The organism is Actinobacillus vicugnae (assembly GCF_901687125.1).
Taxonomy (GTDB): domain Bacteria; phylum Pseudomonadota; class Gammaproteobacteria; order Enterobacterales; family Pasteurellaceae; genus Actinobacillus; species Actinobacillus vicugnae.
Genome location: NZ_CABFJY010000003.1, coordinates 37,123 through 52,937, shown reverse-complemented (window position 1 = coordinate 52,937; position 15,815 = coordinate 37,123). Strand labels below are relative to the sequence as shown.

The 15,815-nt window shown below is 38.8% G+C and carries 11 protein-coding genes; 5 read left to right on the top strand and 6 right to left on the bottom strand.

Annotated elements, in window-relative coordinates:
- Window positions 1-44: 44 nt before the first annotated feature.
- On the bottom strand, window positions 45-530 hold the full coding sequence (locus F8M47_RS01030; protein WP_150538369.1) for a YqaA family protein: 486 nt from the start codon (window positions 528-530) through the stop codon (window positions 45-47).
- Window positions 531-731: 201 nt separating this feature from the next.
- Between F8M47_RS01030 and focA the strand changes: the two genes are divergently transcribed.
- From focA to pheA, 5 genes are all read left to right on the top strand, one after another.
- Window positions 732-1,556: a formate transporter FocA gene (gene focA, locus F8M47_RS01025; RefSeq protein ID WP_150538368.1), complete on the top strand. Its 825-nt coding sequence runs from the start codon at window positions 732-734 to the stop codon at window positions 1,554-1,556.
- 88 nt (window positions 1,557-1,644) lie between these two features.
- Window positions 1,645-3,957 (top strand): formate C-acetyltransferase, encoded by a 2,313-nt coding sequence (gene pflB / locus F8M47_RS01020; protein ID WP_150538367.1) that lies wholly within the window; start codon window positions 1,645-1,647, stop codon window positions 3,955-3,957.
- 130 nt (window positions 3,958-4,087) lie between these two features.
- On the top strand, window positions 4,088-4,825 hold the full coding sequence (gene pflA, locus F8M47_RS01015) for a pyruvate formate lyase 1-activating protein (RefSeq protein ID WP_150538366.1): 738 nt from the start codon (window positions 4,088-4,090) through the stop codon (window positions 4,823-4,825).
- 156 nt (window positions 4,826-4,981) lie between these two features.
- Window positions 4,982-7,012, top strand: a complete 2,031-nt coding sequence (gene prlC / locus F8M47_RS01010; RefSeq protein ID WP_150538365.1) for an oligopeptidase A — start codon at window positions 4,982-4,984, stop codon at window positions 7,010-7,012.
- Window positions 7,013-7,138: 126 nt separating this feature from the next.
- Entirely contained in the window at window positions 7,139-8,296 is a 1,158-nt protein-coding gene (pheA, locus tag F8M47_RS01005) for a prephenate dehydratase (RefSeq protein ID WP_150538364.1), read from the top strand.
- A 76-nt stretch (window positions 8,297-8,372) separates the two neighbouring features.
- Here pheA and nrdD read toward each other — a convergent pair whose 3' ends face one another.
- From nrdD to F8M47_RS00980, 5 genes are all read right to left on the bottom strand, one after another.
- Window positions 8,373-10,154 (bottom strand): anaerobic ribonucleoside-triphosphate reductase, encoded by a 1,782-nt coding sequence (nrdD, locus tag F8M47_RS01000; protein WP_150538363.1) that lies wholly within the window; start codon window positions 10,152-10,154, stop codon window positions 8,373-8,375.
- Between the two features lie 4 nt (window positions 10,155-10,158).
- Entirely contained in the window at window positions 10,159-10,626 is a 468-nt protein-coding gene (nrdG, locus tag F8M47_RS00995) for an anaerobic ribonucleoside-triphosphate reductase activating protein (RefSeq protein WP_150538362.1), read from the bottom strand.
- A 219-nt stretch (window positions 10,627-10,845) separates the two neighbouring features.
- The gene (locus F8M47_RS00990; RefSeq protein ID WP_150538361.1) at window positions 10,846-12,069 is read right to left on the bottom strand and encodes an HlyD family type I secretion periplasmic adaptor subunit; all 1,224 of its coding nucleotides are present in this window, start codon (window positions 12,067-12,069) and stop codon (window positions 10,846-10,848) included.
- On the bottom strand, window positions 12,062-14,263 hold the full coding sequence (locus tag F8M47_RS00985) for a type I secretion system permease/ATPase (protein WP_150538360.1): 2,202 nt from the start codon (window positions 14,261-14,263) through the stop codon (window positions 12,062-12,064). Before F8M47_RS00985 ends, F8M47_RS00990 begins: the two co-directional genes overlap by 8 nt.
- A gap of 1 nt (window position 14,264) precedes the next feature.
- A complete protein-coding gene (locus tag F8M47_RS00980; protein ID WP_244298019.1) occupies window positions 14,265-15,449 on the bottom strand; it encodes a TolC family protein in 1,185 nt (394 codons plus the stop codon).
- Window positions 15,450-15,815 lie beyond the last annotated feature (366 nt).

Sequence of the window (15,815 nt, the reverse complement as noted above, 5' to 3'; positions counted from 1 at the left end):
ATTCTGCAAAAAAATTGCAAGAACAGACCGCTTTTTTATTGTAGCTAAAATGCAAATGGATAAAGCATGAAAAGCAATAACAAATAGCGCGCTAATTTGCCTAACGTAATAAACAGTACTGATTGCCAGATATTTAACCTAAGCCAGCCAGCGATGCCACATAATACATCACCCACAATTGGTAAACTAGTTAGCAAAAGTGCAAATACTCCGTATTTTTCACATAATGCCAGAGCCCATCTAGTACCAGATTTCTGCACATTTATCGGCTTAGGAATTAATAACCCCATTGCATAGGTAACAATACTGCCAAGGCTGTTACCAAATGTTGCAACTAGTACTAACCAACACATACTTGTAGAAAAAATGGTCTGATTTACCAGTAAATTTTTTGATGCTAGCGTACTAAAAATAATTTCAGAATTACCAGGCAATACCGTTGCACTCAAAAATGCACTGAAAAACATTGTGATAAGTTGGTTTTCTAGTGAAAAGAATAAGCTAAAAAATGAAGTTAAATAATCTAACATATTAATTTGTAACGTTTTTGTTAATGAAATGATCTTTAGATTTTAATAAAAGTTTTCAATTCAGTTTTGATTTGATCTATATCAAAATGCATATTTGATTTACCTCAAAATAATTACAATTTCATTTTGAGGATTACAGTAACAGGTCTATAATTCTCAACAATTTCTGTAATTTTTCAAATTTATATTTAAGGATTATAAATGTTCTCACCTGCTGAAATGGCAAAAATTGCTGAAGATGGAGCAGTTTATAAAGCGACAAAACATCAATTATACTCTTTTATTTCGGCAATTTTAGCAGGCGGTTTTATTGCCCTTGCATTTGTTTTCTACACCACCACCCAAACTGGCGCAGGCGATGTGCCATGGGGGCTAGCTAAATTAGTTGGCGGTACTGTTTTCTCTCTTGGTGTCATCCTATGCGTAGTGTTCGGTGCAGAATTATTTACTTCATCCACATTAACCGCTGTTGCAAAAGCAACCCGCCGCATTACTTGGTTCCAAATGTTTAGAAACTGGTTCATCGTATATGGCGGTAATTTTATTGGTGGATTAAGTATGGTCGTACTGATTTGGCTTTCTGGTCAAATCATGGCAGCCAATGGTCAATGGGGTTTAACCATTCTTAAAACAGCACAACATAAAATTCACCACTCTTGGATAGAAGCTTTTACGCTGGGTATTTTATGTAACATTATGGTGTGTCTGGCTGTATGGATGGCAAATGCTGGTAAAAGTTTAACAGACAAAGCCTTTATTATGATTATGCCAATTGCATTGTTTGTCTCATCAGGTTTTGAACACTGTGTGGCAAATATGTTTATGATTCCAATGGGCATGGTAATTGCACAATTTGCTTCACCTGAATTTTGGACTGCGATTAATATTGATCCCGCACAATTTGCAGATTTAGATTTTTATCACTTTATCGTTAAGAACCTCATTCCAGTAACATTAGGAAATATTGTAGGCGGTGTATTCTTTATCGGCTTAGTACAATGGTTCTTATATATTCGTAAACACTAATTCTAATTTAAGCGGCCAAATTTATGCAAAACTTTGCAAAAAACGACCGTTTGTAAGACTTAATTTACTAACAAACAGAGGACTTAAGATGACTCAACTAACTGAAGCTCAACAAAAAGCATGGGCAGGGTTTACTGGTGGCGACTGGCAAACTGAAGTAAACGTACGTGATTTTATCCAAAAAAACTATACACCATATGAAGGTGACGAGTCTTTCTTAGCTGGTGCAACTGCTGCAACCACTAAGCTATGGGAAGAAGTGATGGAAAAAATCAAAGTTGAGAACAAAACTCACGAACCGTACGATATTGATTGCGAAATTCCATCAACGATTACTTCTCACAAAGCTGGTTATATCGACCAAGCTTTAGAGAAAATCGTAGGTCTTCAAACAGATGCGCCATTAAAACGTGCGATTATCCCGTTTGGCGGTATCAAAATGGTTAAAGGTTCATGCGAAGTTTACCGCCGTACCTTAAACCCAGAAGTAGAAAAAATCTTTACTGAATATCGTAAAACACATAACCAAGGTGTATTCGATGTTTACACACCAGATATTTTACGTTGCCGTAAATCAGGTGTAATTACTGGTCTTCCAGATGCTTACGGTCGTGGTCGTATTATCGGTGACTATCGTCGTTTAGCTGTATATGGTGCAGACTTCTTAATGAAAGATAAGCAAAAACAATTTGCATCATTACAACCTCGTTTAGAAGCGGGCGAAGACATTCAAGCGACAATCCAATTACGTGAAGAAATTGCAGAACAACACCGTGCATTAGGTCAGATCAAACAAATGGCTGCATCATACGGTTTTGACGTTTCACGTCCTGCCGAAACAGCTCAAGAAGCAGTTCAATGGACTTACTTCGCATACCTTGCTGCAGTGAAATCACAAAATGGTGCAGCAATGTCATTCGGTCGTGTATCTTCATTCTTAGATATCTATATCGAACGTGACTTAAAAGCGGGTAAAATCACTGAAGAAGAAGCACAAGAGTTAATTGACCACTTAGTAATGAAATTACGTATGGTGCGTTTCTTACGTACCCCTGAATATGATCAATTATTCTCTGGTGACCCGATGTGGGCAACAGAAACTTTAGCGGGTATGGGCTTAGATGGTCGTACATTAGTAACCAAAAACAGCTTCCGTATCTTAAATACGCTTTACACAATGGGGCCTTCACCAGAACCAAACTTAACCATTCTTTGGTCTGAACAATTACCAGAAGGTTTCAAACGTTATTGTGCAAAAGTATCGATCGATACTTCATCAGTACAATACGAAAACGACGATTTAATGCGTCCAGACTTTGATAACGATGACTATGCAATCGCATGTTGTGTATCACCAATGGTGGTAGGTAAACAAATGCAGTTCTTCGGTGCACGTGCAAACTTAGCGAAAACAATGTTATACGCAATCAACGGTGGTATCGATGAAAAATCTGGTGTACAAGTTGGTCCGAAAACAGCTCCAATTACAGATGAGTACTTAAACTTTGACGATGTAATGGCGCGTATGGATCATTTTATGGATTGGTTAGCAACACAGTATGTGACTGCATTAAATATTATCCACTTTATGCACGATAAATACAGCTACGAAGCAGCATTAATGGCATTCCACGATCGTGATGTATTCCGTACCATGGCGTGTGGTATCGCAGGTCTTTCTGTTGCAGCAGACTCATTATCTGCAATTAAATATGCAAAAGTTAAACCGATTCGTGGTGATATCAAAGATAAAGAAGGTAACGTAGTAGCTTCAAACGTAGCGTTAGACTTCGAAATCGAAGGCGAATATCCACAATTCGGTAACAACGATAACCGTGTAGACGAAATTGCTTGTGACTTAGTTGAACGTTTCATGAAGAAAATTCAAACGCACAAAACTTACCGCAATGCAACACCAACACAATCTGTTCTTACGATCACTTCTAACGTGGTTTACGGAAAGAAAACAGGTAATACACCAGATGGTCGTCGTGCTGGTGCACCATTTGGTCCAGGCGCAAACCCAATGCACGGTCGTGACCAAAAAGGTGCGGTGGCGTCACTTACTTCTGTGGCTAAACTTCCGTTTGCTTACGCTAAAGACGGTATTTCATACACCTTCTCTATCGTACCAAACGCATTAGGTAAAGATTACGAAGCACAAAAACGTAATCTTGCAGGCTTAATGGATGGTTACTTCCACCATGAAGCAACCGTAGAAGGTGGTCAGCACTTAAATGTAAACGTGTTAAATCGCGAAACGTTATTAGATGCGGTTGAACACCCAGAGAAATACCCACAATTAACCATTCGTGTATCTGGTTATGCAGTACGTTTCAACTCTTTAACCAAAGAGCAACAAATGGACGTAATTACTCGTACATTTACTGAATCAATGTAATCCCATATATTACATTCTTTTAAGCGGTCGGATTTTGCAAAAATTTTGCGGAATCTGACCGCTTGTTTATTGATATTCTGTTAGAATAACGATAACGAATTTATTATTTTATTAATCGAAGGAATCATATATGTCTATTGCTCGTTACCATTCATACGAATCTTGCGGTACTGTTGATGGACCAGGGATCCGCTTTATCCTGTTTTTACAAGGCTGTTTAATGCGTTGTAAATATTGCCACAACCGTGATACTTGGGATTTAGACGGTGGAAAAGAAATCAGCGTTGAAGATTTAATGAAAGAAGTGGTAACCTACAAGCATTTTATGAAAGCAACAGGTGGTGGTGTAACCGCTTCGGGTGGCGAAGCTGTATTACAAATGGAATTTGTACGTGATTGGTTTAGAGCTTGTAAAGTAGAAGGGATTGACACTTGCTTAGACACGAATGGCTTTGTACGTAGCTACAGCCCTGTAGTGGATGAAATGCTGGAAGTCACTGATTTAGTGATGCTCGACTTAAAGCAATTAAATGATGAGATCCACCAAGATTTGGTTGGCGTATCAAATAAACGCACGCTGGATTTTGCTCGTTACCTACAAAAATTGAATAAACGCACTTGGATTCGCTATGTAGTTGTGCCTGGTTATACTGACGACGATGATTCGGCGCACCGTTTAGGACAATTTATCCAAGGTATGCAAAATATTGAAAAAGTTGAGTTATTACCTTACCACCGTTTAGGTGCGCACAAGTGGGAAACACTCGGCTATAAATATGAATTAGACGGCGTATTACCGCCACCAAAAGAAACCTTAGAGCGCCTACAAGCGATTATTGAAAGCTACGGTCATACCGTTAAATACTAAAATCTATTAACTTCTTTCATTCAAGCGGTCGAATTTAGTCAGTTTTTTGCAAAAATTAGCTAAATTCGACCGCTTTTATTTAAAAGACTTGATCTTTTGCTTTGTAAGCCCAATCATAACAACACTTTTTGACTCAACAAAAGGAATCTTTAAACAATGTCTAACCCTCTTTTAAACTACACTGGTTTACCAGCATTTTCACAAATTAAACCAGAACATATCCAACCTGCGGTAGAAGCTGTTATTAAAGCATGTCGTGATACGATTGAACAAGTCGCCCAAATTGAAAATCCAACTTGGGAAAATTTCTATATGCCACAAGCGATTGCTGGCGATAAATTCGCACGTGCATGGTCGCCAGTGGGGCATTTAAATGCAGTGAAAAACTCACCTGAACTGCGTGAAGCTTATCAAGCCTGCTTGCCATTCCTTTCAGAATACAGTACTTGGGCAGGGCAACACCAAGGCTTATATCAAGGCTATGTAAAACTTAAAAACTCACCTGAATTTGCCAATTATTCACTTGCTCAGAAAAAAGCGATTGAAAACAGCCTGCGTGATTTCGAACTTTCGGGTATTTCACTGCCAACCGACAAACAAAAACGTTATGGCGAAGTCTCTGCTCGCTTATCTGAACTCAGTTCGCAATTTAGCAATAACGTGCTCGATGCGACCATGGGCTGGGATATCGTAATTACTGACGAAGCACAGCTTAAAGGTTTACCTGAATCTGCATTAGAAGCAGCTAAATTATCGGCTGAAAGCAAAGGTAAAAAGGGCTATCGCTTTACCCTAGAATTTCCTAGCTACTACCCTGTTCTCACCTACTGTGAAAACCGTGAGTTACGTGCTTCAATTTATAAAGAATATGCCACTCGCGCTTCTGATCAAGGTTCAAATGCAGGCAAATGGGATAACTCAGCCAATATTGATGAAAAACTCAAATTACGTTTAGAAATGGCGCAATTATTAGGTTTTGCTACTTATGCAGATCTCTCGCTTGCAACCAAAATGGCCGAGAACCCACAACAAGTGGTTGATTTCTTAGAAGATTTAGCTAAACGCTCAAAAGCGCAAGGCGAAAAAGAATTAGCAGAATTATACGCTTTTGTTGAACAAGAATACGGTGTAACCGAACTCCAACCATGGGATATTGCATTCTATAGCGAAAAACAAAAACAAGCGTTATATGCGATCAATGATGAAGAACTTCGTCCATATTTCCCTGAAGATCGTGTACTTTCAGGTTTATTTGAATTGATGAAGCGCATTTTCGGTTTACGAATCGAAGAGAAATTCGGTATTGATACTTGGCACGAGGACGTACGTTTCTTCCAAATTTACGATGAACAAAATGAAGAACGAGGCGCATTCTATTTAGATTTATACGCACGTGAAAACAAACGTGGTGGCGCATGGATGGACGATTGTATCACCCAAAAACGCTTAGCGGACGGCTCATTACAAAAACCAGTTGCTTATTTAACTTGTAACTTTAATAAACCAATTGGTGATAAACCTGCGCTATTCACACATGATGAAGTAACCACCTTATTCCATGAATTTGGACACGGTATTCATCATATGCTCACACAAATTGATGTTGGTGATGTAGCAGGGATTAACGGTGTGCCATGGGATGCAGTTGAATTACCAAGCCAATTCTTAGAAAATTGGTGCTGGGAAGCTGAAGCGCTTGAATTTATTTCAGGACATTACCAAACAGGCGAACCGCTACCACAAGATAAACTGACTCAATTGCTTAAAGCGAAAAACTTCCAAGCAGCAATGTTTGTGCTAAGACAATTAGAGTTCGGTTTGTTCGATTTCCGCCTGCACTTAGCACAACCGCGTGAAGGTTTAGTGTTAGATACGTTAAAAGCAGTCAAAGCCGATGTTGCGGTAGTTCGGGCGCCAGAGTGGGTTCGTACTCCACACAGCTTTAGCCATATTTTTGCAGGCGGTTATGCAGCGGGTTACTACAGTTACTTATGGGCTGAAGTGTTATCCGCTGATGCCTTTGCTAAATTTGAAGAGGACGGTATTTTCAATCGTGCAACGGGTCAATCTTATTTAGATAACATTCTCACCCGTGGTGGCTCAGAAGAACCTATGGTACTCTTTGAGCGCTTCCGTGGCCGTAAACCGACTTTAGATGCCCTATTACGCCATAAGGGAATTGCGTAACGCATAAGTTAATTTTAACAAGCGGTCGAATTTGCAAAAAATCTTGCAAATTTGACCGCTTAGCTTTTTTTTATCTACCAAATCGCTATAATCTTGATTAATCAAATAATTAAAAGAGAAAACGCAATGTCTTTAGATTTATCCAATATCCGCCAGCAAATTACCCAACTTGATCGTCACCTGCTTAAACTCCTTGCTGAACGCCATCGCCTTGCTTTTGATGTGGTGCGCAGTAAAGAAATTACCCAAAAACCTCTCCGTGATGTCATTCGTGAAAAAGAATTGCTACAAGAACTGGTTAATCATGCTGAAGCGGAAAACTATCAATTAGATCCACAGTATGTGACGCAAATTTTCCAACGTATTATTGAAGACTCTGTTTTAACTCAGCAAAATTACCTACAAAACAAATTAAATGAGCAAAAAGGACAGAATATCTCTATTGCCTTTTTAGGCATGCGTGGGTCTTACTCAAATATGGCATCTCGTCAATTCGCTAAAAAATATCAAGGTTCACTAATTGAATTGAGCTGTGATTCGTTCCAACAAGTATTTGATAAAGTAAATCAAGGCGAAGCAGAATTTGGTGTGTTACCGCTTGAAAATACGACATCGGGTTCTATCAACGATGTTTATGATTTATTACAACATACTGATTTAGCTGTAGTTGGCGAACTGGCTTATCCTATCAAACACTGTGTACTGGCAAACGGCAATATTGATTTAGCTGAAATTGATACTTTGTATAGCCATCCACAGGTCATTCAGCAATGTAGCCAGTTTATTCAAAGCCTGAATAAAGTTCATATCAAATATTGTGAAAGTAGCTCTCACGCTATGCAGATGGTTGCACGTTTAAATAAACCGAATATTGTGGCGTTAGGTAACGAAGATGGTGGTAAACTTTATGGTTTAACCAATATCAAAACCGATATTGCCAACCAGCAAAATAATATTACCCGCTTTATTGTGGTAGCTAAACAGGCAATTAAAGTTTCGCCACAAGTGCAAACAAAAACGTTATTATTGATGACCACCTCGCAACAAGCGGGCGCCTTAGTGGACGCATTAATGGTATTTAAACAGCATCAAATCCAAATGACAAAATTAGAATCTCGCCCAATTTACGGCAAGCCTTGGGAAGAAATGTTCTATGTAGAATTAGAGACAAATGTGCATTCTGCAAATACACAGCAGGCATTAAAAGCACTCGAAACAGTAACCAGCTATGTAAAAGTATTAGGGTGTTACCCAAGTGAGATTATTGAGCCTGTTAAACTATAACAAGCGGTCAGATTTACGAGAAAATTAACAAAGCTAACATGAGTTCCCCATGTTAGCTTATTTTTTATTGCGATGATTATGCCGCTTCTCTGTGATAAAAACGCAAAGCGTGTTCTTTTTGGCGTGCGGAGCTGAAAGCTGAAACACGTTTTAAGTAACCGATAACACGTGTGCCGTAATCGATATTTGTTGAACCACATTTTGAACAGCTACATAACGTACGTTTATCAATATGCGCACATTCATTGCAAATGGTGATTTTTACATTGATACAGAAATAGTTACAGCCTGTTTTTGCAGCAATATCAAGGAGTGAGCGGTAGCCCGCTTGAGTGAGCGCCTCATCTAAATTTAAATGGAGCGCCGAGCCACCATCTAACCACTCAATTAACTGCTTGCCGTGCAATAAGAATTTATCTAGCGCATTGGTATTCTCGTCTTCTACAACGTAAAAATATGAGTTATAGCAATCACGAGGTACAAAATAGCCATCTTCTTTATCCCATTTCGCATTTTTCACCCCAAGATTTTCCGCAGGTACAAACTCGGTATTAAATTTCACACCATATTTTTTAGAAGCAGTCTGATTGGCTTCAAAAATCACTTTTAAACGGCTCTGCACAAACTGCATATAGTCTTGATTATAACCAACAGTTAAACCTTGCGATTCCGCTGCTTCCGCCATGCCATTTATACCAATCGTGAGGAATTGCTTATCAAGCGAAATAAAGCCTGCATCATAAACAGGTAACATTCCTGCGGCGAGATATTCTTCAATCAATTTACGGTAAGCGTATTGATATTGATGAATTTTGCTGACTTCTTGCGCTAAATCACGTCCATCTTGCACTAAACGGTTCATATTGATCGTAATCACGTTAATTGAACCTGTCGCAACCCCGCCCGCACCTAATGAATAAGAGAAAGTGTGATCCGAAATTTCATTACGTAAACGACAACAAGAAGCAAGTGAATCTGGATTATCCGACTGATACACAAAGAACGAATTGCCTTGTGCTAGTTCTTCCGCCATTTGATCAGCAAATTGATTATCTTTGCATTTACCATTTTCCGTCAGCATTGCTGCGGTAACCACAGGGAAAGTTAAAATCGCTTTGCTACGCTCTTTGTTAAACCATTTCATAAAGAAAATTTGTAGCACTGAAGTGGTCTCCCAATTCGGGCGTTCAAAATCAGGAAACACGAAATTGCCAAACATCGCATCAAAATAATGTTTATCGTAAAGCGAAATATTCCAAAATACACTTTGATAACCTCGCGCTGCTGCGGGTTGATTAATACTATACACCACTTGCTGAAGGTGGTTTTCAATTTCAGAACGGTGAGTTTCAAGATAGTTATCCCCAAAATCTTTACGCGCAAAATAGTCGAAATAGGTCAAAAATTCAACCGTTGCAACCGCTCCTGCAAATTGTGAACTTACAGCGAATACAAAATTCACAAACGAGCCACAAAATGAAGCAAGATGTTTTGGTGCTTTTGATTCGCCACCTAACTTAGTTAAACCATCACGTAAGAAAGGATACATCGTGACCGAAACGCAATAAGGCTTCAAGCTTGTTTCATCATGTACATAAATTTCATGCGCTTCAATTTGGCGTAAATATTCGCCTGCTAAATCATCACCAAATAATTCTGCAATTTTATGACTTACTTTGGCACGATTAATCTGCACAAAGAAATCTTTCATCATCTCATTTTCCATGGTTGCAATATTTTTTTGAGTAACGTTAGCATTTGCATCCATTTTAGAACCGTCTGCCGCATTTTTTGCATGTAGATAATGATCGATAAAGCCTAATTTGCCTTCAAGTTGATTAGGTTGTAAGCGAATCATGTGATTAAACTCCCTTGATAAATAAATGGTTTAGATTTTCGCCAGTGCGTAAATCAATAAAACGTTGATTAGTGGTAAGGCTATTTAGTCCGCCCCGCTCGGCAATCCAGCGCCCTGTTTTGAGATATGTCAGTTGCGAAAGTAATACCTCGGAGAGTTCATCGCGTTCAAGCCCTGTATAAAGGCAAGTGCGTAGCCCTTGTTGCTGGCAAAAAGTTAAAAGAGGTAAAAGCTGTTCGGGTAGCCATTCTCCGCCCATAAACAGTACGCAACTAATTAAGCCTTGGTATCTATTAAGTTGTTCGGCAAGGTAAGTTTTCGTCAAAATTTGACCGCTTCCAGCTTTCCAACTATCGGTACTGTGACAGCCTTTACAGCCCAACGGACAACCCGTAATAAGAAAAGCGAGCGAGGTTTCATGCGGAACTTCTTGCCAAACAATTTGTTCTGAACAAAATCTAAGATTTTCCATTTGTTATAAATTTGTTACTAGATATTGTGTAAATAAATCAACCAAACACAAGATATTGTGCATTTTAGTTTTTTTTTTTGAAAATAAAACCAAAAAATTTGAATAAGAGGGGTTGCAATTTGCTAAGTGGCGGAAAAATAAAGCGGATAGTGAATTGTAAATTTTTATAACAAAAAAAGCTGCCTAACAACTAGACAGCCTATTAAAAACGAGAACGATTTAGCGTTCTTGCATTGCCTGTTTCATGCGGGTAATCGGCTTAATCAGATATTGAAAGATGGTTTTTTCGCCAGTTCTAATATCAACCGTTGCCGTCATACCTGGAGTAATCAGCAACGGATTACCATTTTTATCGAAGATTTTACTTTCACTCGTTTCCACTAAAATACGGTAATAAGATTCTTCTGGATTAAGTTTTAGAGTACTTGAGGTTCGCTCATCTTGCAATGTATCTGGGCTAATAAGGGTCACTTTTCCTTCTAGTCCACCATATATAGCGTAATCATAAGCACTAATTTTGACTAAGGCAGGTTGCCCTGTTCGAATAAATGCCACATCTTTTGGACTAATGTAAGCTTGTACTAATAAATTCTCATCAATCGGAACAATTTCTAGAATATCTTGCCCTGCCTGTACTACACCACCAACGGTATTGATTTTAATATTTTTCACAATACCTCTAAGAGGTGCCTTAATTTGTGAGCGTTCAACAGGATCAGCATGCATCGCAAGTGTTTCTTTTGCTTGCGCTAATTCAGATTCAATACGCACTAATTCCTCATTCGCTTCTTCAATATAGCGGTTTTTGCGCTCTGTAATCTGTTGTGCCAGATCTGCCGATTGACGTTTCGTACGTAACAGCTCAACTTCTGACATCACCCCTCTACTCACCATAGGCGATGTGATCGCAATTTCACGATCAAGTAATGCTTTACTTTGAGTTAAGCCACGTACTGCATCATTTACTACCCGTAAACGAACCTGATAAGCTGCTTTTTCTCTTGCTTGAATTTCTGCGGGAATCGTACTGCTAAATTTCAGCGGTATAGCGTATGCTTCCGCCTGCAAACGAGCAGCAATTGCTTGTAAATTAAGGACTTTTGCTTCACTTTCACGTAAAACCGCAGAGCTACGAGTATCGTCTAAAGTCAGTAAAATCTGAGCTTTCTCAACAATATCTCCCTCTTTTACTTTCATTTCGCTAATAATGCCAGGATCAAGGCTCTGAACAATTTGTTCTCGACTTGTCGGAATAACACTACCTTGCCCACGAGTAACTTCTTCTAAAGGACTATAGTATGCCCACACGACAAAAACGACTAGCAAAGCAGAAAACAGCATGATTACTGCAAAAGTACCATGGTGTTTTTCTGTTTGTAACGCCGCATTCAGATCATTAATAAGCGTCAGATCTGCTTTGCTAATTTTTTCTTGATTACTCATTCTTTTCGCTTCCTTGAGCTTGTGCCGTTATTGGTTCAGCAGTTTTAGTGCTAGCGGTCGAATTTTGTTGTTTTTTTGCTTGTTCATTTTCTCGTAATTTCGCCAGTACCGTATCACGGGGCCCGTCTAATACGATTTTGCCATTTTCAACAACAATCACACGCTCTACGATTCTAAGTACCTGCGGACGATGTGTGACTACGAGCATTGTTCGATTTTTAGTCCAATTCGCTAACGCATTTAACACCATCATTTCTGAACCTTGATCCAAATCGCTGGTAGGTTCATCAAGTAACACAACTTTAGGATCTTTTAAGGTTAAACGCGCTAACGCTACTAATTGCTTCTGCCCACCTGATAAACCTTGACCGTTTTCGCCCAATGGCATATCTAAGCCTCGCGAGTGTTTTTGAATAATGCGATCTAAGCCAAAACGTCGTAAAGCAAGAAGCAATTCTTGGTCACTAGCAAAATTATCTGAGCGTGCTAAATCCAAATTTTCACGCAACGAGCCTAAAAAGAGGCGTGGTGACTGACTAAAAAGCGCAACTTGGTTACGTAAAAAATTTGGATCAAGTTGGCGCAAATCAACATTGTCTAATGTTACGTTACCTTTACTTGGTTCATATAAACCTGAAGCAAGTTTTAGCAGGGTTGTTTTACCACTACCAATTCTGCCCAATATACCAATTTTTTCACCTGGCTTAATTTGCAGATTCAAATCCGCCACAATATCACTACCTTGTCCTGGATATTGGAAACTAGCTTGATTAAATTGGATATAACCTTGAATCGCAGAAAGAGTAATGTATTTACGCTCAGGCTCTCGTTCAATCGGACGTTTAATAATGCTATCAACACCTTTTAATGCTAACCGAGCTTGCTGAAAACGTGTTGCAAGCCCTGCAATCTGTGATAAAGGTGCCAATGCTCTACCTGAAAGGATCACCGAAGCAATCAATGCCCCCATGGTAATACGAGAGGCTTCATCTTCAGCATGAATTAAGTAAGTTCCTACGACTACTAAAAATACGGTATTAAGTTGCTGCATTGCGGTTGCAAAATTAATCACAAAGTTACTTAAATCTTTCACTTTAGTTTGCGTAGCCGCTGTCTTAGCCGTATAAGCATCCCAACGCTGTTGCGCCCAGTTTGCCGCATTATTGGTTTTTAGTGTTTCGATACCATCAATAACTTCAACCACCAAACCTTGACGCTGTGAGCTTTCTCGCATGGTTTTATTAATATTTTCCGCAATTTTTGGTTGTACCGCAAAACCAACAATCACCACAATCGGGACAATAATCAATGGCACAAGCGCTAAAGCCCCACCAACAAGGAAAATAACAAAAATAAATAATAGAATGAACGGTAAATCAACTAATACCAATAAGCTGGCACTCGTCATAAATTCTCGCACAGATTCAAACTCACGTAAGTTATTGGCATAAGACCCCGATGATGCAGGTTTATCGACTAATTTTAACGACATCACACGCCGAAATAGTGCAGAGCTTATCAACAAATCCGCCTTTTTACCTGCAATATCAGTGAGATGACCACGAATAAGTTTTGCGACTAATTCAAAGCTAATCGCAAGCACAACCCCAATACTTAATGCCCAAAGAGTTTCATAAGTTTTATTTGGAATCACTCTATCATACACATTCATGACATAAAGTGAGCTAACCAATGCAAGGAAATTAATGATAAAGGTAGCTAAAATTACTTGATAATAGTAAGAACGGAAGCGCCAAATCACTTTCCAGAACCACGCCTTTGGCATATGGTATTCAGGCAATTCAGAACGTTCATCTTTTACTGCTTGAGGCTTAATAAACCAACAATAACCAAGGTAATTTTGCGCTAATGAATCAGCGCTCACCGTATGAGTTACGCCATTTTGAGATAAATGATAAACTCGCTCACTACCTGCACCTTCAATTTTAGTGACAATCGCAGCTTCTTCATTTCTTAAAACCACCAATAACGGTGTGGAAAGGGAAGGAATATCTTTTAATTCACGACGAGAAATTTGGTTTTCAAACCCGTATGCACGTAACACTTCAACCAATGAGTGAAAATTAACATTAAGATTTTGCTCTCTTATTACTTGTGCAGCCAATGCTTCTTTGGCAACAGGCGAACCATGTAATTGAGTGATATACGCTAAATGTTCGATGATCGCTTTCAATTTATTTACCTTCTTCCGTTAAATTCAGGGTGCTGAAACCTGCCCAATTGGCTACTTTTGCTTGCGAAACTAAATAAAGTAATGCCGCATCTCGATAGTCACCACGCGCAGCAACTTCTTCCGCCTGTACACTGGTTAACTCTTGATAGGCATCAAGCAAATTAAGTAATGATTTAGCTGCAATATCAAATTGTAATTCTGTGTCATTAACCACTTTCCGTTGTAGCTTAATTTGACGTTGGGTGGTTTTAACTAATTTTTGTGAGCGAAACATTTCTAATTCAGCCGTACGAGCTTTTTCCGCTACCTCTAACGCAATTTCACGTAACTTTGCTTCAGCTGCCGCCTTAGTATACTGACTTTTTTCCATTTCATATTTCGTTGCTTGATTATAAATATCCCAAGAAACGCCAACATACACCTCTCGCTCTCTACGGCTTGCCGAACCTTCTAGATTGATCGCTGGCATTCTACGTGCTTCCGCCGCTTTTACCGCAGATTCATTGCTTCTCACTTCTTTTTTCTGCGCTAAAAAAGAGGGATTAGCAGAAATATCGTGATTCTCGTAGCGTTTTAAAAAGGCATGAGTATCTTGTGATGAAAAAGGATCTTGTAATGAATGTTCATCAATTTGCGTTTGAGTGTAACGAATTAATTGACTCAAATTGGTAGAAAGTATTCGTTCTTGGCGAGCAATATTTGATTCAACTTGATTAAGACGAGAAAGTGCCTCTGTTAATTCAAAAGTACGACCTCTATCGTAAGAAACGATCACGTTTAAATCGTCAACTAATTTTTTATGACGGGCAAGGCTTTCCTGATAGATCGCAATGTTTTCTTTCGCTCTTAACGCCCCTAAATAGAACTGACTAATGCGTTGCCCCATGAGTTCTCTTGTTTCATAAAATTTATAATGATAGTAATCTGCTTTATGTTTATCACGCTCAATTTCCGCTTCAATTGCGCCCCACGAGTAAAGATTGATTCGTCCATTTAAACTAGGCTCTGAACGACGTTTACCTTGATAGGTATGTTTCTGAGCAATCACCCCATTTTGACTTAATGAGATCACAGGCTGATGTCCAGCTTCTGAAATTTTAGTTTGAGTTTCCGCAATACGAATTTGTGCTCGAGCTTCCTCTAAGCTGGGGTCATGAGCTAAAGCATATTGTAAGATTTGTTTCAAACTTTCGGCTTGAACCAATGAGGGATTGCAGAATAATAAAGCTACACTTAGTAGCGTATAATAGGACTTTTTCATTACGAAATTATTCAGTGAAATGTGAACAGACAGTAATCAATTAGACAATTAATGTAAACAAAGGTTCAGAAAAAATCAACAAAGGTCAACTGCCCCTGCAACTTTAAATTAGGGTCATTACTCTAAGAAAGATCAATATACCTCATATTTTTTATTGTTCGAAAAAGCAAAAGGCTGGATAATAGGCGACAATTTTTATTTTTTCAGTAACAAGCGGTTAAATTTTCCCTATTTTTTGCAAAATTTCCTTCTAAAACAACCGCTTGTTATATATTTCAAGTTTTTTACTGT